The organism is Micromonospora sp. AMSO12t, from assembly GCF_008806585.1.
Taxonomy (GTDB): Bacteria; Actinomycetota; Actinomycetes; order Mycobacteriales; family Micromonosporaceae; genus Micromonospora; species Micromonospora reichwaldensis.
The window spans coordinates 1-22,780 of sequence record NZ_WAAS01000008.1 but is presented as its reverse complement, the minus strand read 5'-3'; the positions used below and the strand labels follow the sequence as shown (position 1 = coordinate 22,780).

19 protein-coding genes are annotated in these 22,780 nt (G+C 73.1%); 10 read left to right on the top strand and 9 right to left on the bottom strand.

Going from position 1 to position 22,780, the window contains the following annotated elements:
- The first annotated feature begins 191 nt into the window (after positions 1 to 191).
- From F6X68_RS02350 to F6X68_RS02330, 5 genes are all read left to right on the top strand, one after another.
- A complete protein-coding gene (locus tag F6X68_RS02350; protein WP_151452684.1) occupies positions 192 to 872 on the top strand; it encodes a CmcI family methyltransferase in 681 nt (226 codons plus the stop codon).
- A gap of 344 nt (positions 873 to 1,216) precedes the next feature.
- Positions 1,217 to 2,305, top strand: a complete 1,089-nt coding sequence (locus F6X68_RS02345; RefSeq protein ID WP_151452683.1) for a DUF6461 domain-containing protein — start codon at positions 1,217 to 1,219, stop codon at positions 2,303 to 2,305.
- Between the two features lie 107 nt (positions 2,306 to 2,412).
- Complete coding sequence (locus F6X68_RS02340; RefSeq protein WP_151452682.1) at positions 2,413 to 4,446, top strand: hypothetical protein; 2,034 nt, start codon at positions 2,413 to 2,415, stop codon at positions 4,444 to 4,446.
- A 174-nt stretch (positions 4,447 to 4,620) separates the two neighbouring features.
- Positions 4,621 to 5,658 carry a serine protease gene (locus F6X68_RS02335; protein WP_151452681.1) on the top strand — a complete coding sequence of 346 codons (1,038 nt, stop codon included), beginning with the start codon at positions 4,621 to 4,623 and terminating at the stop codon, positions 5,656 to 5,658.
- 170 nt (positions 5,659 to 5,828) lie between these two features.
- The gene (locus F6X68_RS02330) at positions 5,829 to 6,737 is read left to right on the top strand and encodes a DUF2336 domain-containing protein (protein WP_151452680.1); all 909 of its coding nucleotides are present in this window, start codon (positions 5,829 to 5,831) and stop codon (positions 6,735 to 6,737) included.
- 136 nt (positions 6,738 to 6,873) lie between these two features.
- Here the strand turns inward: F6X68_RS02330 and F6X68_RS02325 are convergent, their stop codons facing one another.
- Together F6X68_RS02325 and F6X68_RS33945 are read right to left on the bottom strand one after the other, a co-directional pair.
- Positions 6,874 to 7,071 carry a hypothetical protein gene (locus F6X68_RS02325; protein WP_151452679.1) on the bottom strand — a complete coding sequence of 66 codons (198 nt, stop codon included), beginning with the start codon at positions 7,069 to 7,071 and terminating at the stop codon, positions 6,874 to 6,876.
- A gap of 312 nt (positions 7,072 to 7,383) precedes the next feature.
- Complete coding sequence (locus F6X68_RS33945) at positions 7,384 to 8,703, bottom strand: M23 family metallopeptidase (protein WP_225851925.1); 1,320 nt, start codon at positions 8,701 to 8,703, stop codon at positions 7,384 to 7,386.
- A 202-nt stretch (positions 8,704 to 8,905) separates the two neighbouring features.
- Here F6X68_RS33945 and F6X68_RS02310 point away from each other — a divergent pair, with 202 nt between their 5' ends.
- Positions 8,906 to 9,211, top strand: a complete 306-nt coding sequence (locus F6X68_RS02310; RefSeq protein ID WP_151452677.1) for a hypothetical protein — start codon at positions 8,906 to 8,908, stop codon at positions 9,209 to 9,211.
- Between the two features lie 94 nt (positions 9,212 to 9,305).
- Positions 9,306 to 10,460, top strand: a complete 1,155-nt coding sequence (locus tag F6X68_RS02305; RefSeq protein ID WP_151452676.1) for a hypothetical protein — start codon at positions 9,306 to 9,308, stop codon at positions 10,458 to 10,460.
- A gap of 91 nt (positions 10,461 to 10,551) precedes the next feature.
- On the opposite strand, the gene F6X68_RS02300 is transcribed toward F6X68_RS02305, so the two are convergent.
- The 7 genes from F6X68_RS02300 to F6X68_RS02270 all read right to left on the bottom strand — a co-directional run bounded on the left by F6X68_RS02300 (position 10,552) and on the right by F6X68_RS02270 (position 17,303).
- Positions 10,552 to 11,778: a MalY/PatB family protein gene (locus F6X68_RS02300; RefSeq protein ID WP_151452675.1), complete on the bottom strand. Its 1,227-nt coding sequence runs from the start codon at positions 11,776 to 11,778 to the stop codon at positions 10,552 to 10,554.
- Between the two features lie 66 nt (positions 11,779 to 11,844).
- Complete coding sequence (locus F6X68_RS02295; RefSeq protein ID WP_151452674.1) at positions 11,845 to 12,825, bottom strand: DUF2804 domain-containing protein; 981 nt, start codon at positions 12,823 to 12,825, stop codon at positions 11,845 to 11,847.
- 91 nt (positions 12,826 to 12,916) lie between these two features.
- Complete coding sequence (locus tag F6X68_RS02290; RefSeq protein WP_151452673.1) at positions 12,917 to 13,681, bottom strand: HD domain-containing protein; 765 nt, start codon at positions 13,679 to 13,681, stop codon at positions 12,917 to 12,919.
- Positions 13,682 to 13,688: 7 nt separating this feature from the next.
- A complete protein-coding gene (locus F6X68_RS02285; RefSeq protein ID WP_225851924.1) occupies positions 13,689 to 14,657 on the bottom strand; it encodes a GlxA family transcriptional regulator in 969 nt (322 codons plus the stop codon).
- 161 nt (positions 14,658 to 14,818) lie between these two features.
- On the bottom strand, positions 14,819 to 15,823 hold the full coding sequence (locus tag F6X68_RS02280) for a HEAT repeat domain-containing protein (protein ID WP_151452671.1): 1,005 nt from the start codon (positions 15,821 to 15,823) through the stop codon (positions 14,819 to 14,821).
- A 6-nt stretch (positions 15,824 to 15,829) separates the two neighbouring features.
- Positions 15,830 to 16,498, bottom strand: a complete 669-nt coding sequence (locus F6X68_RS02275) for a HEAT repeat domain-containing protein (RefSeq protein WP_151452670.1) — start codon at positions 16,496 to 16,498, stop codon at positions 15,830 to 15,832.
- Positions 16,499 to 16,706: 208 nt separating this feature from the next.
- On the bottom strand, positions 16,707 to 17,303 hold the full coding sequence (locus F6X68_RS02270; RefSeq protein ID WP_151452669.1) for a TetR/AcrR family transcriptional regulator: 597 nt from the start codon (positions 17,301 to 17,303) through the stop codon (positions 16,707 to 16,709).
- A gap of 109 nt (positions 17,304 to 17,412) precedes the next feature.
- Here F6X68_RS02270 and F6X68_RS02265 point away from each other — a divergent pair, with 109 nt between their 5' ends.
- The 3 genes from F6X68_RS02265 to F6X68_RS02255 all read left to right on the top strand — a co-directional run bounded on the left by F6X68_RS02265 (position 17,413) and on the right by F6X68_RS02255 (position 22,532).
- Positions 17,413 to 17,880, top strand: coding sequence for a MarR family winged helix-turn-helix transcriptional regulator (locus tag F6X68_RS02265; protein ID WP_225851923.1), 468 nt, complete (start codon positions 17,413 to 17,415; stop codon positions 17,878 to 17,880).
- Positions 17,877 to 19,517 (top strand): MDR family MFS transporter, encoded by a 1,641-nt coding sequence (locus tag F6X68_RS02260; protein WP_151452668.1) that lies wholly within the window; start codon positions 17,877 to 17,879, stop codon positions 19,515 to 19,517. The genes F6X68_RS02265 and F6X68_RS02260 overlap by 4 nt, the downstream gene beginning before the upstream one ends.
- Before the next feature lie 63 nt (positions 19,518 to 19,580).
- Complete coding sequence (locus tag F6X68_RS02255; RefSeq protein WP_151452667.1) at positions 19,581 to 22,532, top strand: BTAD domain-containing putative transcriptional regulator; 2,952 nt, start codon at positions 19,581 to 19,583, stop codon at positions 22,530 to 22,532.
- The last annotated feature ends 248 nt before the right edge of the window (positions 22,533 to 22,780 follow it).

The window sequence follows — 22,780 nt, the reverse complement described above, 5'->3', positions numbered from 1 at the left end:
GGGATCAGACGGTCACGGTCCGGAACCGGCCGTGACCGATGGTTACGGTTATGGAACGAGCCGCAGTGCCCGACCCTTTCCCAGGCGTGCCTCCTGGGCGTTTTGTTCGAGAAAAGGGGTCACCCTGTACCGGCGATTTTTGGGTCAGAGGCATGATCACCGGCCAGCATTTGTCGTGATAGTTTCCCCCCATGGATGCTGATGTTTCCGGGGCCGTGGACACGTTCCAGCGGGCCTTTTACAAGAGCAAGGTGTGGCGCCGCCGGACATGGCTCGGCGTGGCGTGCCACCAGAATCCGATGGACATGTGGATGATCCAGGAGATCATTCACGAAACGCGACCTGATCTGATCATCGAGACCGGCACCCGACACGGTGGGTCCGCACTCTATTACGCGACAATGCTCGGACTCGTCGGTAACGGCCGGGTCGCGACGGTCGACGTCAAGCCCGAACACCTCGCCGGACCGAGCGGCTGGATCGACGGCGAAGGAATGGCGGTCGACTCGCCGTACTTCGACCGGGTCGACACCATGACCGGGTCGTCCGTCGACCCTGCCGTCGTCGCCCAGATGCGGGAAAAGGCGCAGGCCGTCGAGCGGGTCATGGTGATCCTCGACAGCGACCACAGCAAGCAGCACGTCCTCGCGGAACTCGCGGCGTACGCCGACCTGGTGACGCCGGGCTGCTACCTGATCGTGCAGGACACCAACCTCAGCGGGCACCCGGTCCAGGCGGGGCCGTGGGAACCGGGCGACGGGCCCTGGGAGGCGCTCGAGGAATTCCTGCCCGATCAGCGCTTCGAAGTCGACAGGTCGAAGGAGGAACTGATGTTCACCTGGTTCCCTGGCGGCTATCTGCGGCGAGTGTGAGGATGCCCGACGCGCAGTCGTCATCTCTCCAGCCACCAACTTGATTCCTGCCTCCCGGGGCCCCGCGGGGATCGCGACCGGGCACGGAAACAGCCCTTGGTCGATGATCTTCTTCTCCAGAGAAGGGCATCAGTAGCCAAGGGCTGTTCTGGTGGCCGCGCGAACGGCGGTGCCGACGACGATCGGCAATTCCTCGTCGGCAGGCCACCAGCATGGTGAGCGTGGCGGGACCGCGCTGCCGGCGGCCCGCCGGCTGCGAGTCGGTGCCGTTGCCGAGGCGGCGGGCGACGGTGTCCAGGCTCCGCGTCGGGGCTGGCGGGGTGCGGCCGTCGGGGGAGGACGCGGTGCGGGAGACCGGGTACTACGCGGAGTTGCTCGCGCAGCGGGACGTGCCGGGGGAGGCCCTGTGCGTCACGGTGGTCGCGGGGCTGACCGTGGACGAGGCGCTCGTTCGCTTCGACGGCTTTCCGGCCCGGCGCGCCGCCACGCTGCGGGACCTCGCGGAGGTGGCGCGCGCCGCCCCGTTCCCGTATCCCCGGCTCGCCTGCGCGGTCGATGTCGACGGCCACATCGTGCTGGTCGAGGAGAACGGCTTCCGCGGCTCGCGGCCGGAGGTGTTGCGACGCCTCTCCGAGGGGACCTCGGCGACGAGTGTGTTCTGGAACGTCAACTTCGCCAATCGCCTGTCGTACGCCGAGAACGGTCGGCTGGTCGCCTCGGTCAACTGGTCGTATCCCGGACATGGCGACGGCGACGACCCGGAGGAGTTGGAGCCGTACCTCGACGGGCTCGGTTTCGGCGAGGACGGGGATCCGCGGCCCAAGGCGTTGGCGTTCCTTCAGCGCTGCGGGGGCGTCCGGATCACCCGCGAGCACCTGGTCGACGCGCACCCGGCGTCCGTGCTCGTCCCGGTCGACCTGTTCGAGCCACGCGGCCGGCTCGGCAGTCTGCTCCCGGGCGGCGCTGACCTGGTCAAACTGGTCGGCCTGCCGCTGAGGTTCGAGTCGGTGCGATCGCCGCTGCTGCGGAAGGCGTGTCGTGGTGCGGTCGAGGTGGCGGTCGACGGCCTGTTGCCGGCGGAGGCGTTGACGGTCGACCCGTCGGCGCTCACCGACGCGGATCGTGAGCTGCGCCGTGCCGAAGCGCTGGAGTCGGCGCGCCGGGGGTACCGGCGCGGCGTGGACGACGCCTGGGCGCGGTACGAGGTGGACGGCGCCGGGCCGGTGGGTGGCGCGGCCGGGGAATCCGGGTCAGCGCTCGTGCGCGCCACGTTCACCCACGCGGTGGCGCGCGACCGGCTGCACGCGGAACCCTCGACCGCGCTGACCCAGGTGCTGGTCAACGCCGGGAAGGTCGACCCCGACGGTACGGCCGCCCGGCGCGAGCGGGTGCACGCCCACCTGTCCGGCTTCGCCGCCAGGTCCGGCGAGTAGCGGCCCTCTTGCCGAGATCCATTCACGAGCGTAGGAAGTACACGACGCTCCACCCACCATCGTCGGCCCCCGCCTCGGACCACGGTCCGGTGTCGAAGGAGATGCGCGTGACCACACCCAGACGGCTCCGTCTCGCCGTGTCCGTGCTGGTGACCGCAGGCGCCGTCCTGCTCGGCGCGGCCGCCGCCGCGGCGCCGCCCGCGACTCCCGCGCCGGCCGGGCATCAGGGCTGCGACCCGATCGACCCGACGGCCTGCCTGCTGCCGTTCCCGAACGACTACTTCACGGTGCCGGACCGCAGCAGCCCGACCGGCAAGCGGGTACGGTTCCCGGCCTCCGCGATGCCCGCCAACGTGCAGGGAACCCCGATCGACCCGACGGAATGGAACCGGCAGGACGGGTTCAGTCCCGGCTCGCCGATCCTGGTGCGGGTGCCCGGCCTCGACGCGGCGGCGACCGGGATCGCGCCGGTCACCGACATCGGCCGCTCGTTGGCGCCGGACGCGCCGATCGTGCTGCTCGACGCCCGGACGGGTAGGCGCACGCCGTACTGGGCCGAGCTGGACGCGCACGCGGCCGGCCAGCCGGAGCGGCAGTTGCTGATCATCCGACCGGCGGTGGCGCTGTCCGAGGGCACCCGCTACGTCGTCGGCCTGCGCGGCCTGCGCGACGGCAACGGGGCGCTGATCCCGGCGCCGAAGGCGTTCACGGCGTACGTGACCGGCGCCGGCCTCGGCCACCGGGACCGTCGCGCCCCGCAGATGAAGCGGATCCTCGCCGACCTGACCAGGGCCGGCGTCAAGCGGCACAGCCTCCACCTGGCCTGGGACTTCACCGTGGCCAGCCGGCACGGTCTGACCGGGCGGATGCTGTCGATCCGCGACGGCGCGTTCGCCGCCCTCCGCCGGGCCGCACCGTCGTTCACCGTCACCCAGGTGACCGACTACCCGCCGGAGCAGGAGCCGCTGATCGCCCGGCAGGTGACCGGCACCATCGGCGTACCGTCGTATCTGACCGGCGACGGCGGGCCCGGCTCCCGGCTGCACTACGGGCCGGCCGGCGGCGGCGGAACGCCACCGACGCCGAACGCCCTGCCCACACCGTCCGGCGCGACGGTGGCGGCCGACTTCGTCTGCAACATCCCGCGCAGTGCCTCCGCCGCGAAACCGGCACACCTCTCGCTCTACGGCCACGGCCTGCTCGGCAAGCCGACCGAGATCAACGCCGGCAACGTCAAGACGATGTCGCACACGTACGACTTCACCTTCTGCGCGACCAGCTGGATCGGCATGGCCGCCGCCGACGTCCCCTACGTGGCCGGCGCCTTCACCGACCTCAGCGGCTTCCCCGCGGTGGCCGACCGGTTGCAGCAGAGCTACCTGAACTTCCTCTTCCTGGGCCGGGCGATGATCCACCCGGGCGGGTTCGCCGCCCACCCGGCGTTCCGGGACGCCACCGCACGGCCGCTGATCGACATGGCCGGCGGGCTGCACTACGACGGCAACAGCCAGGGCGGCATCAACGGCGGCGCGCTCACCGCCATCGCCCAGGACTGGACCCGGTCGGTGCTCGGCGTGCCGGCGATGAACTACTCCACGCTGCTGCAACGCAGCGTGGCCTTCACCCCGTTCCAGACGATCATGGACGGCTACTACCCGGACAAGGTCGACCAGCAGCTGATCCTCGCGCTGCTGCAGATGTTGTGGGACCGCTCCGAGGCCAACGGGTACGCCCAGCACATGACCGACCGCCCGCTGCCGGGCACCCCGGCACACCAGGTGCTGATGCACGTGGCCTTCGGCGACCAGCAGGTTTCCCCGGCCGCGGCGGAGGTCCAGGCGCGCACCATCGGCGCCCGCCTGCACACCCCCGCGCTGGCCGACGGCTGGTCACCGGACGTGCGGCCGTACTGGGGCATCGCGCCGATCCGCAGGTACCCGTACACCGGCTCGGCGATGGTGGTCTGGAACAGCGGCGCGGCGTACGCGCCACCGCCGACGAACCTCGCCCCGGCCGGGCCGGAGTACGGCGAGGACTCGCACGAGTTCCCGCGCGCCCAGGCCGCAGCCCAGAGACAGAAGGCGGTGTTCCTGCTCACCGGCAAGGTGATCGACGTCTGCGGGCGGAAGCCCTGCGCGTGACGCGCTGACCTGTCAGAACGATCCCACGCCGTCCCGAGTCGCCCGGCCGCAAGCAGATACACGTCTCTGGATCAATGCTGACAGACCGCTGCCCGGCGGCGGGCCAGCGCCCTAGCGTCACCTCTGCCGGACCCGTGGCGGATGTCCACCGGGCCGGCTCCTGAGGAGGCACGGGTGCGAAGGCGTTACGGCATCATCTCGGCGGCCACCGCCATGCTCTGCGGGCTCGCTCTGGCCGGCACGCCGGCACAGGCGAGCGCGACCACGCCGAACGGGATCCCCGCCGGGGCGGAGGCGACGTTCCACGGCCGGCCGATCCGGGACGCGGCGAGCGCGCAGGCCCTGGCCGACGCGTACTGGACGCCGGAGCGGATGCGCGCCGCGACGCCGCTGGAACCGTTGGTGGGCGGGGAGGAGCTGGCCGGGGAGGCCGCGGACCGGCCGGGTCGGGTCGGCGAACCGCGCTCGGGGGCGGAGCCGATCGGTCCGCGCGGCACCGGCACGGCGGTCCCTGGTGCCTCGGTCTCGGCCCGCGACGTCTCCGCCGGGGTGGGAACCCAGTCCGTCAATCCCTCACCCGGTGTCGGCCGGGTCTTCTTCACCGCCAACAACAAGGACCACTACTGCTCGGCCAGCGCGATCAACACGGCCAAGGCGAACCTGGTCTCCACCGCCGGACACTGCCTGCACCCCGGCGACGGCTCCGACAACTGGCACACCAACTGGGTCTTCGCCCCGAACTACGCCGACGGCCCGTCCTCCTGGGGACTGTGGAGCGCCCGGAGCATGACCTCCACCAAGGGCTGGGTCGACCACGACATCCTGTGGTGGGACTACGGTTTCGTCACCGTGTGGCCGCGCAACGGCAAGCGACTGGTGGACGTCACCGGCGGGGAGGGCATCAGCTTCAACTACCCGCGCAGCGTCGCCGCCACCCTGCTCGGCTATCCCGGCGCCGCGCCCTTCGACGGCAGGTGGCAGCACTACTGCCAGAGCACGACGCAGGCCGCGGGAACGCAGCGGGTCAAGCTCATGGACTGCCCGCTGAACGAGGGCACCAGCGGCGGGCCGTTCCTGCGGGCCTGGAACAACTCGCAGGGCTTCGGGTACGTGAACTCGGTGGCCTCGTACAAGTTCTCCGGGAACATGTACGGCCCGTACTTCGACGAGGACGTCGCCGACCTCTTCGACCACGCGAAGGCCAAGAACTGACCGGCGTGGGCCGGGCCAGCCGCGCCGGGAGCTGAGGCGTCCGCCGTGGTACCGGCTGCCGCGGCGGCGCCATCGAGATCCTCGGCCGCCCAGGTGGTGGTGTCGATCACCCCTGGGCGGCCGGCCCGGCCCGGCCGGTGCATGGCGCGACCCGTGACATGATGGCGCCCATGGGGAAACAGCAGGACGTCGGCGGACCCGACCGTCACAGTGGGTCAGGTGCCGCCGCGGACGGCGCGACGGGTGGCAGCGTCGACGCGCGGCTCGCCGTCGCGCAGGACCCCACCACGCCACAGATGACCCTCATCGACCTGGCGTCCGACCCGTCGGCCGTGGTCCGTAAGGCCGTCGCGACCCGTACCGACGCGCCCGCGCAGGCACTGCGCCCGCTGACCCGGGACCGTGATCGCGACGTCCGGGAGGCCGTGGCGAGAAACCCCTCGACCTCGATCGGCAACCTCCTGGTGCTCGTCAAGGACGCCGACCGGTGGGTCCGCTGGGCGGTCGCCGGTAACCCGGCCTGCAACGAGTCGGTTCGCCGGGTGATGGCGGAGGCTCCCGACAAGGAGCTTCGCGGCCTCCTGGCGGAGACGCGCGAACTGGAGCCCGAACTGGCCGCGCGGCTGGTCGACGACGTCTCGCCCGAGGTGCGGGAACGGCTCGCCACCCACACCCACGACCCCGACGTGATCACCGCCCTGATGGCCGACCGCACCGCGCGCGTACGCAAGGGGCTAGCCCGCAACCCGCGGACCACCGCCGCCCAGCGCAGCGCGCTCGCCCAGGATCCCGTGGTGGACGTCCGCGTCGCGCTGGTGCTCGCGGTCGAGCTGGACGACGCGGATCTGCGAAGCCTGGTCGACGACCGCTCGGTGCAGGTGCGGATGGCGTTGGCGACGTCGGAGGCGGTGCCGCCGCACATCCGGCAGGCGCTCGGCGGCGATCCCGACGAGATGGTGGCCGCCGCGGCGCGGGACTTCCGCCCGGGGGCGGGCAACGCCGCGGTGGTGCGGGCTCCGCGGATCGGTCACCGGGCCTCCGGAACCGGCCGGGGTCGACCGGGCGGCGCCCGCCGCTGAGGCCGGCGGAGCCGCCGTCATCCGTCCCGCGCGCCTCGCGGCCGTCGCCCGTACCCGATTCCAGGACGCCATCGTGTCCGGGCCGCTACGTGGCAGCACGGGGAACACCGGCGCGAACACCGGATCGTCGAGGGCGTCATTCGCAGCGGTCCTCGCCGCCACGCCCGTACGGCTCGCAGCAGTCCGGCCGGTGCCGGAACACGATCACGGTGTGACCGTGGCGCTCCTCGCGGTCGCCGGTCCGCTCGTACAGGCAGGCACCCCACACCACTGTCTCGCCTCGGCCGTCGACCACCTGCCCGTCGCCAGGGCCGTGCCGCAGCAACACCCTCACACCGGCGACGCTACCCGCGCTCGCCGGTGCGCCGTGAGGACTTCCGAACCGAGACCGGGCCTTCCGGGGTGGCTGCTGGCTTCCGCAACCACAGCCACACCCCGGTCAGGAGGCACGCCGCACCCAGGCACGCGATCGCCGACTCGGCCAGCTCGGGGAGGTCGTCAAGGAACGGGAACGTGCGCGAGGCGGCCAGCGCCACAAGCGCGATCAAGAACAGAAGGACGGCAAGGACCCGCTGTCTAACCATGGTTGATTGGATCACAGCGGCCGGCGCGGGGACCTCCCGCCCGGGAGGCCCCCGCCGGTGGCTCAGGCGGCGTAGATGTACTTGTTGTTCCCCACCGCCAGCACGGCCGCCGTGGAGCCGCGGACCCCGCTGTTCAGATTGCGCCAGCCGGTGTTGCTGGCCGTCTCGTGCACGTAGCCGCCGGTGACGCTGTAGACCAGCTTCGCCCCGTTGAAGTGCAGCGCGGCCAGGGCCGTGCCCTGTGCGCCGGAGACGCCGGTCCACAGGTTGCGCCAGCCCGCGTTGCTGGCCGCCTCGAAGATCCGGCCGCCGTTGAGGGTGTAGACGATCTTCGTGGTGCCCGCCGCGATCGCCGCCACCGCCGAGCCCGGAATGCCGGTGCTGATGTTGCGCCAGCCGTTCGCGCTGCTCGCCTCGTGCACCAAACCGCCGACGATGCTGTAGACGTACTTGATCCCGTCGATCTCGATCGCCGCGATCGAGGCGGAGCTCACCCCACTGATGCCCGTGCTGATGTTGCGCCAGCCGTTGCCGCTGCTCGCCTCGTGCACCGCACCACCGACCACGCTGTAGACCAGCTTCACCCCCTTCCAGTTCAACGCGGCCAGCGCGGTGCCCTGTGCGCCGGAGACGCCGGTCCACAGGTTGCGCCAGCCCGCGTTGCTGGCCGCCTCGAAGATCCGGCCGCCATTGAGGGTGTAGACGATCTTCGTGGTGCTCACCCCGATCGTGGCCACCGCCGAGCCGGTGACCGCGCCCGCGCTGCCGGAGATCGGTAGGGCCTGCCAGCCGTTGAAGCTGGGGGCCTCGAACACCTGACGCGACTGTTGGCCGGGATTCTGCGCGATGTAGACCAGCGGGCTGATCCTGGTGCCCGACGGGTCGATCATGTGCCAGTGCAGGTGCGGGCCGGTCGAACTGCCCGACCCGGGCGCGCCGGCGGCACCGCCGGACCGGCCCACCACCGTGCCCGCGCCGACGCTGGCACCGTCGGCGAGCGAGAACTGCGACAGGTGCATGTACTGGCTGCGGTAGCCGTCGCCGTGGTGGATCGTGACGGTGTGTCCACCCGTACCGTTGTAGGGGATGTTCTGGATGGTGCCGGCGCCGCAGGCGGGAAGTGCCGTGCCCACGCCCATGCCGTAGTCGATACCGCCGAGCGAACCGCGGCGGAGGTGGCCCTCCCAGGTGTCGGTGACCGGGTACGCGCCGAACGGGTTGTAGATCGTCGGTGCGGCGTGCGCGGTTCCGGGAATCAGCACCCCGCCCACGGTCATGGCGCCCGCGCCCAACGCCGCGGCGCGCAACACGCCACGGCGGCTGATGCCGGGTACGCCCTCGTCGCCGCCCCCGCAGCAACCGGATCCGTCATGCTGGTTCATGGAACTCCTTCTGTGATCAGGGGTGCCCGCCTCCACGGCCGCGGCGGCCGACGGCGCGGGGTGACGGTGCTGGCCGGCCGGGTCGCTCCCCGCACCGGACGATCGGCAGGTCCCGGTCGAGCCGGGCAAATCCTCGTGGACCGCGCGACTCGGAGCCGTCGGCCGATCGATCATAGTCAGTGTCATCCCGCGGGTTGACAGCGTGGCGGTCACCGACCCGACACCCCGGCCCACGAGTGGCCGGATCCGCACCGACGAGTTGGCGGCCTACAGCACGATCGTCGCCTTCGACGCCCTCACCGGGGACATCGTCGGCGCGGTGGACGTCGGCACGTCGTACGGACTCCCGATGCTCCCCGGGCAACTGGTCAAGCTGCGCTGCGACTGCTCCTTCGGGCCCGGACGGTGGTACCCGGCCGGCGACAGGTTCACCGACGGCAACCTCGTGTGGGTGGGGCGGGCGCCGGTCGTCGCCGACTTCGACCTGACCGCCGGCACCGGCGGTTGACGCTCGGCACCGCCCGCCGGTCGACGGATCGAGGCCGTGCCCGCGTTTGGCGGAGGCGCCACCGGCACCCTGCCGTCCGGTGTTTGCTGTCCACATGAGCTTCCCGTCCCACCGGCAGCGCCACCGTCGCTCCTCCCGACGCCTGGTGGCGCGACTGGACGCGGAGCACTACATGCTGCTGATGCTGATCGGGTTCGGCGGCGCGGTCCTCGGCACCCGCGCATTCCTGGCGCTGACCGGCTATCCGCAGGTCGGCGGCGGTACGTTGCACATCTCGCACGCCCTGTGGGGTGGCCTGTCGTTGTTCCTCGCCGCGCTCGTCCCGCTGCTCGTCGTCAACCGGGCCGCGCTGCTCGGGGCGGCGCTGCTGGCCGGAATCGGCACCGGGCTCTTCATCGACGAGGTCGGCAAGTTCATCACCGCCGACAACGACTACTTCTTCCCGGCCGCCGCGCCCATCGCCTACGCGGCCTTCCTCATCGGCGTGTGGCTCTACGTGCGCGCCCGCAGCACACGGGTCGAGGGCACCCGGGCGCAACTGCACGCCGCGCTGGAACTGCTCGGCGAGGCCGTCGACGGGAGGCTCAGCGAACGGGACCGGGCCCAGCTGCGGCGGCGACTCGGCGCCGCCGCCGCGAGTCCGGACGACGACCGGTTGCAGCCGCTGGCCACGGCGCTGCTGGAGTTGGCGGAGCCCGGTGTGCTGCCGCCGTACGAGCACCGGTCAGGACGGATCGCCCGGATCGCGGTCGCCGTGCGGGCGTGGGTGGCGCGGTCGTTGACCCGGGGTCGGCTGCGCGTCGGGCTGGTCCTGGCGCTGGGGCTACTCGGCTTCGCCACGCTCAGCGACCTCATCACGATCGTCGCCGTCGCTCTCGACCTGCGTGACGGAACCACCGAGGGGGTGCTCACCACCGCCAACGAATTCGCCCGCGTCGACATCCAGGACCGCCGCGGGGTGCTGCTCCTGCTCGTCCGGGCGCTGCTGGACGCCGGCGTGGGCACCGCGCTCATCGTGGCCGCCGGGCTGCTGCTGCGCGGGATGGCTCGCCGCGCCGTGGAGCTCGCCCGGGCCGGCCTGGTCACCTCACTGAGCGTGGTGAACCTGCTGGTGTTCTACCTCGACCAGTTCGCCGCCGCCGTCAGCGCGCTCGGTCAGTTGGCGGTCCTGCTCGCGGTGCAGCGCTACCAGCGGCTGTTCGACCAGCCGGCCGACGCCGAGCGCACCGGCGGCGCTGACGGTGACTGAACGCGAAGGTCTGTCGGGCCAGCCCACGACCCGTGCGCGAGCGCCGCGCCGGACGTGATGTCGCCCAGGCTGATGCCGACGGCGGGCGTCCTCAGCGGACGGCGTCGCCCATGCGGGTGACGGCCTCGGTGAGGATCGCCGGCGAGGTGGCGAAGTTGAGCCGTACGAAGCCCGCCCCGCCGGTGCCGAAGACGTGCCCGGAGCTGAGGGCGACCCGCGCGTGGTCGAGGAACATCTTCGCCGGCCCGGCGACGTCGCTGACCACGCCGGCGTCGTCGGCCGGCTGCTCCGTGTCGACGCCCAGCCCCGTGCAGTCCAGCCAGGCGAGGTAGGTGCCCTCGGGACGGTGGTACGGGACGGCCGGGAGGTGCTTCGCCAGCAGCGTCGCGAGCAGCGCGCGGTTGGCGTCGAGACCGTCGAGGAGGAGGTCGAGCCACGGCCCGCCCTCGCGGAAGGCGACGGTGTGCGCGATGACACCGAGGTGGCTGGGCCCGTGGCTGACCTCTTCCGGCATACGGCGGAGGTCGGCCACGGCCTGCGGTCCGGCGACCGCGAGCGCCGCCTTGAGACCGGCCAGGTTCCACGCCTTCGAGGCGGAGACCAGGGCGAACGCGTTCTCGGCGCCGGCCACCGTGAGGTACGGGGTGAAGTGCGCCCCCGGCAGCACCAGGGGAGCGTGGATCTCGTCGGAGACCACCCGTACGCCGTGCCGGTCGGCCAGCGCCGCGACGGTCTCGAGCTCGTCGCGCCGGTGGACGACGCCGGTCGGGTTGTGCGGATTGCACAGCAGGAACGCGGGCCGGCTGCCGTGGGCCCGCGCGCGTCGGAAGGCCTCGTCGAGGGCGGCGGGGTCCATGCGCCGGTCGGGCCCGAGCGGGGCCTCGACGACCCGCCGGTCGGCGTGGGTGACGAAGGCGTAGAAGGGCGGGTAGACGGGGGAGCAGACCACGACCGCGTCACCGGGGTCGGTGACGAGCCGGAGCACCTCGACGGCGCCCATCATCACGTCGGGCACGACCGAGGTGTGCGCGACGCGGAAGTCCCGCCAGCCCCAACGCCCAGCGGCGAAGTCGCCGATCGCCTCCGCGTACGCCGTCCCGTAGGAGTAGCCGGTGTCGCCGAGGTCGACCGCGCGGCGGAGCGCGTCGGCCACGGGGGGAGCGAGGGGCACGTCCATCTCCGCGACCCAGAGCGGGAGCACGTCGGGCGCGAACATGCGCCACTTCACGCTGGTGCGCTGCCGGAGTTCGTCAAGCGTGAGCAGGGTGAGCGGATTCCGGGCCGCCGAGCCGTCGGCGGAGGGGCCAGGGCTTGCCATACCGCCCACCCTAGGGCCAGGTGCCGCCCCCGTCCTGCCCGGCGCCCTCGTCCGGCGCCGGCACCGCTACCAGCGGTTGCGTGCCTCCTCGGCCCAGCCGACCAGCCCGGCCAGGTCGACGCGCTCGCCGTCGTCGGCCGCCGCCCAACCGGTGAAGTGCCCGAAGCACTGGTGCGTCTCGTTGGCGAGCACACCGAAGTTCGTCCTGGCGATCTTCTCGTGGAAGGGGTGGAACTCCACGGCCACCCGCGCACCGCTGATCCGCCACGGGCGCGACCAGTCGGCGCGGTCGTACTCCCAGCGCAGCTCGTCGCCGATCTTGTGCAGCCGACCGTCGAGGAAGAGGCCGTTCTCGGTCGAGCCGGTGCCGTCGGTCCACCGACCGCCGAGCTGGATCGCCCGACCCGGGCCGCTGCCGGCGGCCCAGTTCCAGCGGATCGCGTACGGCCACCTGCCGCGACCGTGGTCGAGCACGGCGAAGGAGTCCGCCTTGGCGACCGGATGGGCCACCCCGTCGACCCGCAGGGTGCCGCGCACCGGGCGGCCGAGGTCCTTGACGGTGTACTGGAACCGGCGGGTGCTCCAGGGCACCACCACGCCGAGCGACTCGTGACCCGCTGGCAGCGACACCACGAGGTCGATCTCCAGACCGGGGGCGGCGGCGCGGATGGCGGTGGCCGACGGCGCCTGGTCGATGTCGATCGAGAGTCCGCCGCCGCGCGCCCGTACGGCGCCCGCCCCGCTGACCGGCGGGAAGAGGGCGCCCCGGGCGAAGGGGACCACCGCGTTCCTGTCGATCTCGGCCTTCGTCGCGCGGTCGAGCACGTAGAGGCTGTGCACCCCCGCGTAGTCCAGCGACGAGGCGACCAGGCCGACGATGTGGGTCGGCGTGACGACCCCCCAGTACTCCCAGCGCTTGTTGCGGCCCCAGCCGCGCAGGTTCGCCCGGTGCAGCGGGCGGCGGCTCCAGCCCACGGCGGCGGGATTGAGCCGCCCACCCGCGAGGCACAGGTCGACCGGCTCGGTGATCTCGTTCTCGTGGGTCACGAGGGGGAGGGTAACCGGCCCGCCGCCTCTGCTGCCGGGATCGGCACGGCGGAGGTCATGTCGCGGAGGAAGGGCCTGGTGCCGGGCCGGTTCAGTCGCCCCAGGCGTTGGAGTCCAGGAGCATGTCCCAGGTCAGGTAGGGCAGTTCGGGGTGGCGCTGGTGCAGGATCTCGCCGGGAAGGGTCGCGGCCGGGGCCTTGCGGGGATTGGCGAGTGCCTGCGCCACGATCGCGTCGGTGACGGCCCGGGCGCCGCCGAGGCGGGGATGACGTCGGTGGACGCGGTCGGCGTACTCGGGTGGCACCGGGCTGTTGACGCCCATGAGGTCGATGCTGATTCCCGTCTGGGCGATGCCGATCTCGGGCGGTCGGCGACGCTGGAAGACGGGTGAGTCGCGGAAGCTGCGCATGGTGTGCATGGCGATCGCGTCCCACACGGTGTCGACCCGGCGGTCGGTGACACCCCGCTCCTCGAGGAACCGGGCGGCGAAGTCGGCGCCGTCCATCTCGAACCGCTGGTCGGAGTTGGCGCGTGCGGTCAGGCCCATGTCGTGCAGGGCGCAGATCAGGAACACGACCTCCTCGTCGTAGTCGTGGCCGGGCCGCCGACCGGCCCGCGCGGCGGCCTCGCGGGCGAACAGGAAACTACGCAGGCTGTGGTTGCGCAGGTAGGCCTCCTGCGCCTCGTCGATCAGTCGGGCCGCCTCACGGGCCAGCCGGGTCGACGGGAAGGACAGGTCGGCGTCCGGCGCGGCGTGGGAGGCGGCCGGGGCGGCGGGCACCAGCCCGGTGAGCATGCCGGCGCCGGCGGCCAGGCCGGTGCCGAGGGCGGTGCGCCGCGAGAAGGAAGGCGTCACGGGTACCTCATCTTTCGGGTGTCGGGTGCGTGGACCGGAAGCGTTGGCGGTACTCGGCCGGGGTGGTGCCGATGCCGCGCAGGAACGCGCGGCGCATGCTGTCGTCCGAGCCGAAGCCGCAGGCACGGGCGATGCGAGCCACCCCGTCGTGGGTGGCTTCGAGCAGGGTCTTCGCGGCCTCGACCCGGACCTGCTCGACGTACCGGATGGGGGTCGTCCCGACCGTCCGGCGGAACAGGCGGGTGAGGTGCCGTTCGCTGACCGACGCGTGCGCCGCCATCGTGGCGAGCGTGTGCGGGGCGGCCGGGTCGGTGGCGACGGCGTCCAGGACCCGGCGCAGCGCGCTGCCGGGGGCGGCCGTGGTGTTGCCGCGGACGGTGAACTGGGACTGACCGCCGGGGCGGTGCAGGAAGACCACGAGGTACTTGGCGGTGGTGCGGGCGCGCTCCGGCCCGTGGTCGTCCTCGACCAGCGTCAACGTCAGGTCGATGCCCGCGGTCACGCCGGCCGAGGTGAACAGCGGCCCGTCCCGCACGTAGAGGGCGTCGGGCCGGACGCGGACCGCGGGAAACCGCGACGCGAGGTCGGCGCAGGCCGCCCAGTGGGTGGTGGCCCGGCGGCCGTCGAGCAGGCGCGCCGCCGCGAGCAGGAACGCGCCGGTGCAGATGCCCGCCGTACGGCGGGCGAGCCCGCTGACGCGGGGGAGTTCGGCGACGAGCGCCGGCGGAGGCTGCGCCGTGGCGAGGGAGAGGCCGGGCACCAGCAGCGTGTCGAACCGGTGCCGCACCTGGTGCAGGGCCAACTCGACGTCGAGGGGTACGCCGACGTCCGTGCGTACCGGGCGGCCGTCCACCGAGGCCAGCCGGACCCGGTAGCCGCCGCTGCCGTGCAACACCTGGACGGGCCCCGCCACGTCGAGCAGCACGACGCCGTCGTGCACCACCACGACCACCTCGCGGATCCGGGCGATCTCCACACGAGCAGTCTGGTCATCCTCTGCGGAGGGCCACAAGGACGGCCGGGCCGCACATCCGGACATGGCGGAGCCGTCCCCAGCCAGGGCGCCGTCCGCGGCTCGCGACGCGGCCGCACCCGAGCGCGCGAAACGCGGCGGGCCTTCCGGTCAGGGGGTAACCGTCACCGCGCGTCGCGCAGCCCGAGGACGTACGCCGCAGTGAGCGCGACGGCGCGGTCCTCGTCCTGTGCCAGCTCCGCGAGGGCACGTGACGTCGTGGTCCCCGGGACGTCCGCGAGCGCCTGGGTCAGCCGCCGACGTGCGGACGATCCGACCACTGCCTGGGCGAGGCGGTCGACGAGCCCGGTGGCGATCTGGTCGGCCGACGCGGGATCGGTCGCCAGCGCGCCCAGCGCGTCGGCGGCATCGGCGTCGTTGGTCTCCTCGACGATCATGTCGATGAGCGTCGGGACCGCGTCGGCTGCCCCACGCGCTCCGAGCGCCAGAGCGGCACACCTGCGGACCGTGAGGTCCGAGTGCGTGAGGGCGTCCCGCAGCAGCGCCGTCGCCGCATTGCTCGGGATCTCGGCGACGGACCGGACGGCACGTTCGCGCACCTCGGCCACCGGTGAGCCGAGGCCCTCCGCGAGCAGTGCCAGGCCCCCGTCGCCCGACCGTGCCAGCGCCCACCGGAGGGCACCGGCGACGTTCGGGTCCGTCTCGCTCAACGCTGCCTCGACCAGCGCTCCCACCGGCACCGGAACCTCTTCGGTCGAGGACAGGGCCGCGCGTTGGCGCTTGCCGGCGCTCTCCGATCCCAGTGCCTGCAGGAGCGCGACGATCCGGAGGACGCCGTCCCAGCCGGCGGGTTCCGTGGCGTCGATCTGACGGAGTCGGGTGAGCAGCTCCGTCTCCGCCGCGATGCGTTCCCGCGTCCGGCGGATGAGGTCGTCGACGAGCCCCGAGGGCGTGAAGCCGGGATCGTCCAGCGCGCGCCCGACCTCGCGCAGCGACAGCCCCAACGACCGCAGGCTCTCGATGTGGAGGATCCGCCGGATGTCCTCGCCCGAGTACTCCCGATAGCCGGCCCGGGTACGACCCGTCGGCCGCACCAGGCCGAGCGAGTCGTAGTGCCTGAGCATGCGGGCGCTGACGCCGGAGCGCCGTGCCACCTCACCGATCAACAACGCCTGTCAACCCTCCTGGCCGGTCATGCCGAGGGCCACGATGCGGGTCGCCTCGTCGACCGCGAACTCGAGCCCGGCGTCCGGGTCGCGCGACAGCCGTTCCGTGGCGCTGGCGTGCTGGCGTACGCAAGGGTCGGGGTCCGTCATCGCGGCGCGCAGGATCGGCGTGACCACCTGGCCGAGCGCGATCAGCGCCCGGCTCAGGCTCAACCGCGTCGCGCGCCCGCCGCGCCCGAACTGCGTCGCCAACACCGCGGCCAACGCGGGTTTCTCACCTTCGGGCACGAGTACGACCGCTGCCCGCCAGGCGCTCCGCGCCACCTCGTCGTCGGCGTCGGTCAGCAGCGCCCGGGTGATCGCGGGCCACGCCTGCCGGTCCCCGATCTTGGACAGCGTGTGCAACGCCTGGCTTCGGGCCTGCGCGCGCTCCGAGCGGAGTTCGTCGACCAGCTTCGGGAGCGTAGTCGGTGCCGGGTGGCGGATGAGCGCCCAGGTCAGCATCTCGCGTACGTGGAAGTCGGACTCGATCGCGCACCGCTCGACGAGCCTGTCGACGAACCGCGGGTCCGGGGTCGTGCCGAGCGCCAGCGCTGCCTGCAACCGCACCGACGGGTTGCTGTCCTCCAGCCGCCGGAGCGCTCGCATCGTGTGCGTGTCGTCCTTCGGCACGGTCATCGCGACCACCTCCCCGACCACAGTGAAGACCTTGTCACCGTGTGAAGGTCAAGCGGAGCCAACGTCGCGACCGGCCAGGCGGACGACCTCCTTCACGCTGCCGCAGGTTCGGACGGGGCCGGCCCGAGGCGCGCCTCCTACTGCCGGGCGTCAGCCGGCCGGCGGCGGGGCGGACGTGACGGGCGGGGGTGGAGGTGACCGGCGGGGCCTACGTGACGGCCGGGGTGGTCGCGGTCTCGGCGAGCGCGGTGCGCAGGACGTCGTGCAGCGGCCCGTCGGGGTGGTCGATCCAGTGCTGGATGGCGACGCGCAGCGAGGCCAGGAAGGTCGCCGCCACGACCCGGGACCGCAGCGCCCGGTCGGGGCCGGTCAACCGTTGGGCGACGTCGTCGGCAAGATCGCGCTCGATGGCGGTGTAGGCCGCGATCTGGTGCGCGACGAGGCCCGGGTGCCCGCGTAGCTGACGGCGGTGCAGCAGCCAGGAGGGCGGGGCGTTGCCGTACGCCTCGACGGCGAGGCGCTCGGCGGCCGCGCTCAGCACGGCCCACGGCGGCGCGTCGGCCGGCTGTCGGCGGACCAGTTCCAGCAGCCGGCGCAGCCGTACGGCGTCGCCGTGGAAGACCGCCTCCTCCTTGCTGGAGAAGTAGTTGGAGAACGTCCGGCGGGAGACGTTCGCGGCGTCGGCGATGGCCTCCACGGTGACCCGGTCGAGCCCGTGTTCCGTGGCGAGGCGCAGGGCGGCCTCGTGCAGGGCGAGGCGGGTGGCCGCCTTCTTGCGCTCCCGCAGCCCGGTGGTCTCCTCCATGGGCGACAGCCTACGGGGCGGTGACTCAGTTCTCATCGCGCAAACTTGCACTGTGAGCAAGATCGGCAGATGCTTGTGTGCGGCAACCATCTGCGACAAGGGAGGCGGCGTGGAAACTGCCGGCCGCGAGCTCGGTGCGAGGCTGTCCGAGCTGATCCGGAGCGTACGGCTGATCAAACGGCACCGGGCCGACGTCCGGCCGGCCGTGCCGGTCGGCCTCGCCGGCCTCCTCATGCAGATCGAGAAGCTGCCTGCCGACTGCCACGCCCGGGAGCTGGCGGCCCGCAGCGGGCTCGACCCGTCGACCGTCAGCCGCGCCGTCGCCTCGCTCGTCAGCCACGGCCTGGTCGAGCGGCGCGCCGACCCCGCCGACAAGCGGGCCAGCCTGCTGACCGTCACCCCGGCCGGGCGGGCCGCCCTGACCGACACCTACGACTGGTACGGCCGGATCCTCGACACCGCGCTCGCCGACTGGACCCCCGCGGAGGTGGCGGCGTTCGCCACCGCGCTCGGCCGGTTCACCCGCGACATCGAGACCGTCCTCGGACACCACGACAACCTGGAGGCCGCGCGATGAGCGCACCCACCACCACGGCCGGCGACGCGCCGATGACACACCGGCAGACGCTGGAGGCCCTCAGCGGCCTGCTGCTGGTGCTGTTCGTCGCCATGCTCAGCGGCACCGTCGTCTCGACGGCGCTGCCGAACATCATCGGCGCGTTGAACGGGTCGCAGACCCAGTACACCTGGGTGGTCACCGCCACCCTGCTCACCGCGACCGCGACCACCCCGATCTGGGGCAAGCTCGCCGACCTGTTCAACAAGAAGCTCCTGGTCCAGATCGCCATCGTCGTCTTCCTGGTCGGCTCGGTGATCGCCGGCTTCGCCCAGACGGCCGGCCAGCTCATCGCCGCCCGCGCGTTCCAGGGCATCGGCGTCGGCGGCCTCCAGGCACTCGTCCAGGTCGCCATCGCCGCGATGATCCCGCCCCGGGAGCGCGGCCGGTACAACGGCTACCTCGGTGGCGTCATGGCGGTGGCGACGGTCGGTGGCCCGCTGCTGGGCGGGCTCATCGTCGACACGTCCTGGCTCGGCTGGCGCTGGTGCTTCTTCGTCGGGGTCCCCGTCGCCGCCATCGCGCTGGTCCTCCTCCAGTTCACCCTGCGCCTGCCGACGGTCCGCCGCGAGAACGTCAAGATCGACTACCTGGGCGCGGCCCTGATCGCCGCCGGCGTCAGCGTGCTGCTCATCTGGATCTCCTTCGTCGACGACTCGTTCGCCTGGGCCTCCTGGCAGACCGCCGCCATGGTGGGCGGTGCGGTCGCGCTGCTCGCCCTGGCCGTCTGGGTGGAGTCGCGGGCCGACGAGCCGGTCGTCCCGCTCGATCTCGTCCGCCAGCGGACCACCGCCCTGGCCATCCTGGGCAGCCTGGCGGTCGGCATGGCGATGTTCGGCGGCGCCGTCTTCCTCGGCCAGTACTTCCAGATCGGCCGCGGCTACAGCCCGACCGAGGCCGGGCTGCTCACCATCCCGATGATGGCCGGCGTCCTCGGATCGTCGATCATCGCGGGCCGGCTGATCACGAAGACCGGGAAGATCAAGCCGTACATCGTGTTCGGCGCGATCGTGCTCGTCATCGGGTTCGCCCTGCTCGGCACCATCGACCACGAGACCTCGCTGGTGCTGGTCGGCGCGGCCATGTTCATCGTCGGCGTCGGGGTCGGCATGACGATGCAGAACCTCGTCCTCGCCGTGCAGAACACCGTCTCGCTCCGGGACATCGGCGCGGCCAGCTCGACCGTCGCGTTCTTCCGCTCGCTCGGCGGCACGATCGGCGTGTCGGTGCTCGGCGCGGTCCTCGCCCGACGGGTGACCGACCAGATCACCGCCGACCTCTCCGCCGCCGGCATCCCCGCCTCCGGCAGCGCGGGAGCCGGCAGCCTGAACCTCGACGCCATGCCCGGCGCGGTCCAGCAGATCGTCCGCGCGGCGTACGGGGACGCCACCGGCCACATCTTCCTCATCTCCGCCGCGATCGCCGTCGTCGGCATCATCGCCGCGGTCCTGTTGAAGCCGGTCGGCCTGCGCAGCAGCCTGGACCTGCCCGATCCCGCCAGGTCGACGGCCGTGGCCGCCGACGCCGTCGACGGTGCTCCGGCCTTCGACCAGGTCACGGTGGACGCCGACGGTCGGGAGGCGCCGGCGCGCCGCTGACGCGTGACCCACGACGGCGGGCGACGATCGGAAGCCGGCGTGTCCCTGTGGTAGAAATGCCGGATGTCCGGCATGCGATTCCAGCTTCTGGGACCGCTCGAGGTGCAGGTCGACGACCGGCCCGTGCCGCTCGGCACGGTGAAGCAACGGCTACTCTGCGCCACCCTGCTGCTGGACCCGAACGAGGTGCTGCACACCGAACACCTCGCCGAGACGCTGTGGGACGAGCCGCGGCCCGCCTCCGCGGCGGCCAACCTGAGGACGTACGCCCACGGGCTGCGCCAGGCGCTGCGCGACCAGCCGGACGGCGCGAGCCGGCTGCACACCGGCACCGGCGGCTACCTGCTCGCGGTGCGCCCGGGTGAGCGCGACCTCGACGAGTTCGAGGAGTCGGCGCAACAGGGCCGCGACGCCCGTGCCCGGGGCGACCTGCGGCAGGCCGAGGCGAGTCTGGCCCACGCGCTCACCCTCTGGCGCGACTCGCCGCTCGCCGGGCTGCCGCTGCCCCGCGCGATGGCGGCACGCCTGACGCGCCTGCACGAGCAGCGCCTCATGGTCGAGGAGGAACACGTCCAGGCCAAACTCGACCTGGGCGCCTCCGCCGAACTGGTCGGTCGGCTGCGCGAGCACGTCGAGACCCACCCGCTGCGGCAACGCGGCTGGGGTCAGCTGATGACCGCGCTCTACCGTACGGGCGACGTGGCCGGTGCCGTCGACGCGTACCTGCGGGCCCGGCGGATGCTGGCCGACCAGCTCGGCATCGATCCCAGCCCCTCGCTGGAGGCGCTCTACCGCGACATCCTCGACCACCGCCCGCACCTGGTCGGCGAGCCGCAGCGCCCGCCGCCCGCGCGGATCGTGGTCCGCGGACTGCCTCCCGCCGTCGACACCTTCGTCGGCCGGCGGGCCGAGATCGACGCCGTGTGCGGCTGGCTCGACGGATCCGCGACGAGCGCGGTCGTCGCCCTGCACGGCCCGGGAGGGGCCGGCAAGTCGGCGCTGGCCGTCCGGATCGCGCACCAGCTCGCCGACCGGTACCCGGGCGGCACGCTCTACGTGGACCTGCAGGGTGCGGACGCCGACCTGCCGCCCCTGAGGCCGGTCGACGTCCTCGGCCGGTTCCTCCGCGCGCTCGGCATGCCGGGCGGTGCGGTGCCGTCCGACGTCGGCGAGGCCACCGTCGCCTACCGGTCCGAGATCGCGGGCCGCGGCGTGCTCGTCGTCCTCGACAACGCCCGGGACGCCGCCCAGGTCAGGGCACTCCTGCCGGCGGACGGTTCCTGCGGTGTCGTGGTGACGAGCCGGCGGATGCTCGCGACGCTGCCCAACGGCCGACACCTGGCCGTGGGGCTGCTGTCCCGCACGGAGGCGGTCGGGCTGCTCGCGGGCGAGTGCGGCGCCGACCGGGTGGCGGCCGAGCCGGACGCGGCCGCCCGCCTGGTGGAACTCTGCGGCATGCTGCCGCTGGCGATCCGGATCGTCGGCGCCCGCCTGGCCAGCCGGCCGGAGTGGCCGATCGCCCGTCTGGTGGAGCGCCTCGCCGATCCCGGGCTGCGCCTCAGCGAGCTGGAGTTCGACGACCTCAGTGTCCGGCCGTCCATCGCGCTCACCTACGCCGCCCTGTCCGACGGCGGCGCCCGGGGGCAGCTCTGCGCCCGGGCCTTCCGGCTGGTCGGCAGCACCCGCCTGCCGACCGTCACCGCCCGCGCCGTCGCCGCCCTCCTCGGCGAGCCGCCCGCGCTCGCCGAGAGTCTCCTGGAACGGCTCGCCGACGAGCGCCTGGTGGAGCCCCGGGAACCGGGCGTCTACGGCATCCACGACCTGGTCCGGCTGTACGCCGTCGAACGGGCCGAGGACGAGCCGGCGGACGACCGGGAGGCCGGGCTGCGGCGGCTGCTGGAGACGTACGTGCAGGGCGCCCGGGAACTCGAGCGGATGACCAACGCCGGACACTGTTTCGGACCGGCGGGGACACCGGCGTGCGGGTGGGCCCCGACCGGCGTCGGCGACCAGGACCGACCCGCCTGGCAGGACCTGCCGGAGAGCCCCGCGCAGGCGGCGCGGTGGCTGGCCGAGGAACACCTCAACGTCCTGGCCGCCTTCCGGCAGGCGTCCACCTCCACCACCGGCACCGCGACGCTCGCCGCCGCGCTGGCCTGGGCGAGCGTCGCCGCGTTGCGGCGGTACGGCTACCGCCAGGAGGCGCTCACCCTGGTCGACGGCGCGGTCGCCACCACCGGGCGGCTCGGCCTCACGCTCGAACACTGCGCCGCGCTGTTCTACCGGGCGACGTTGCACACGGGCAGCGCCGAACCGTCGGTGGTCGAAGCGGATCTGCTGCGCTGCCTCGAGCTGCTCCGGCCGCTCGGTGACCGGGAGCAGATCTCCATCTGCCTGGAGGCGCTCGGCAACCTGCGCCACCGGATGGGCGACGTGCCGCGCGCGCTCCGCCACCACGACGAGGCGCTCGCGCTGCGCCGGGAGTCGGGCCAACTGCTCATGATCGGCGCGGCCCTGAGCAGCTCCGCCCCGGTTCGCCTGTCGGCGGGAGCCGAGAAGGAGGCGCTCGCGGACGTCGAGGAGGCGCTGCGCATCGCCCGCGACGTCGACGCCGTCGGCCTGCGGGGCGCCGCCCTCGGCGCACGGGGCCAACTGCTGTGCCGTACCGGGCAGTGGTCGGAGGCCCGCGAGTGCCTCGACGAGGCGATGGCCATCGCCGAGTGGTCCGAGGACCTGCCGTCGCGCTGCGAGGCGTTGCTGTCCCGCGCGGCGGCCCACCTCGGGCTCGCCGACCACGCCGCCGCCGCCCGCGACGCCGACGAGGCGGGGACGGTGGCCGTCCGGATCGGCGACCGCTACCTGCGGGCCGTCGCGCGGCAGGCACAGGGCCGGATCGCCCGCGCGGCCGGGGACCGCAGCACCGCGTCCATCCTGGAGACCGAGGCGCGGGACCTGCTCGGTCCGCTGTCCGGCTACCGGGATCCGCAGTACGCCGCCCACTTCGGCCGACTCTGAGCCTGCGGGAGCCGACCGCTCCGCGGGTGGCGGGTGCCGGCCTCCCGCGCTCCGCTGCGCCAGGCGGTCGCCGTGCGGGCGCGTGAGCCGATCGGCTGAACGGCGGGCCCGCGCAGGGCACGGGTGGCGCGGAGATCGGTGGGACGACCGGGCCGCCGGGCCCGACCGGGCCGGGCGCGCGGATACAAGGCGGGTACATGCCGGTCCCGGGCAGTCGCGGCGGGGACGTCGCCGGTCACCGGGGCGAG

What these genes read in the sequence shown, in the direction of transcription:
- F6X68_RS02300 (WP_151452675.1), bottom strand. Translation starts at nt 11,778, where the DNA reads ATGGCAAGCCCTGGCCCCTCCGCCGACGGCTCGGCGGCCCGGAATCCG.
- F6X68_RS02305 (WP_151452676.1), top strand. Translation starts at nt 9,306, where the DNA reads ATGAGCTTCCCGTCCCACCGGCAGCGCCACCGTCGCTCCTCCCGACGC.
- F6X68_RS02330 (WP_151452680.1), top strand. Translation starts at nt 5,829, where the DNA reads ATGGGGAAACAGCAGGACGTCGGCGGACCCGACCGTCACAGTGGGTCA.
- F6X68_RS02350 (WP_151452684.1), top strand. Translation starts at nt 192, where the DNA reads ATGGATGCTGATGTTTCCGGGGCCGTGGACACGTTCCAGCGGGCCTTT.
- F6X68_RS02260 (WP_151452668.1), top strand. Translation starts at nt 17,877, where the DNA reads ATGAGCGCACCCACCACCACGGCCGGCGACGCGCCGATGACACACCGG.
- F6X68_RS02255 (WP_151452667.1), top strand. Translation starts at nt 19,581, where the DNA reads ATGTCCGGCATGCGATTCCAGCTTCTGGGACCGCTCGAGGTGCAGGTC.
- F6X68_RS33945 (WP_225851925.1), bottom strand. Translation starts at nt 8,703, where the DNA reads ATGAACCAGCATGACGGATCCGGTTGCTGCGGGGGCGGCGACGAGGGC.
- F6X68_RS02270 (WP_151452669.1), bottom strand. Translation starts at nt 17,303, where the DNA reads ATGGAGGAGACCACCGGGCTGCGGGAGCGCAAGAAGGCGGCCACCCGC.
- F6X68_RS02275 (WP_151452670.1), bottom strand. Translation starts at nt 16,498, where the DNA reads ATGACCGTGCCGAAGGACGACACGCACACGATGCGAGCGCTCCGGCGG.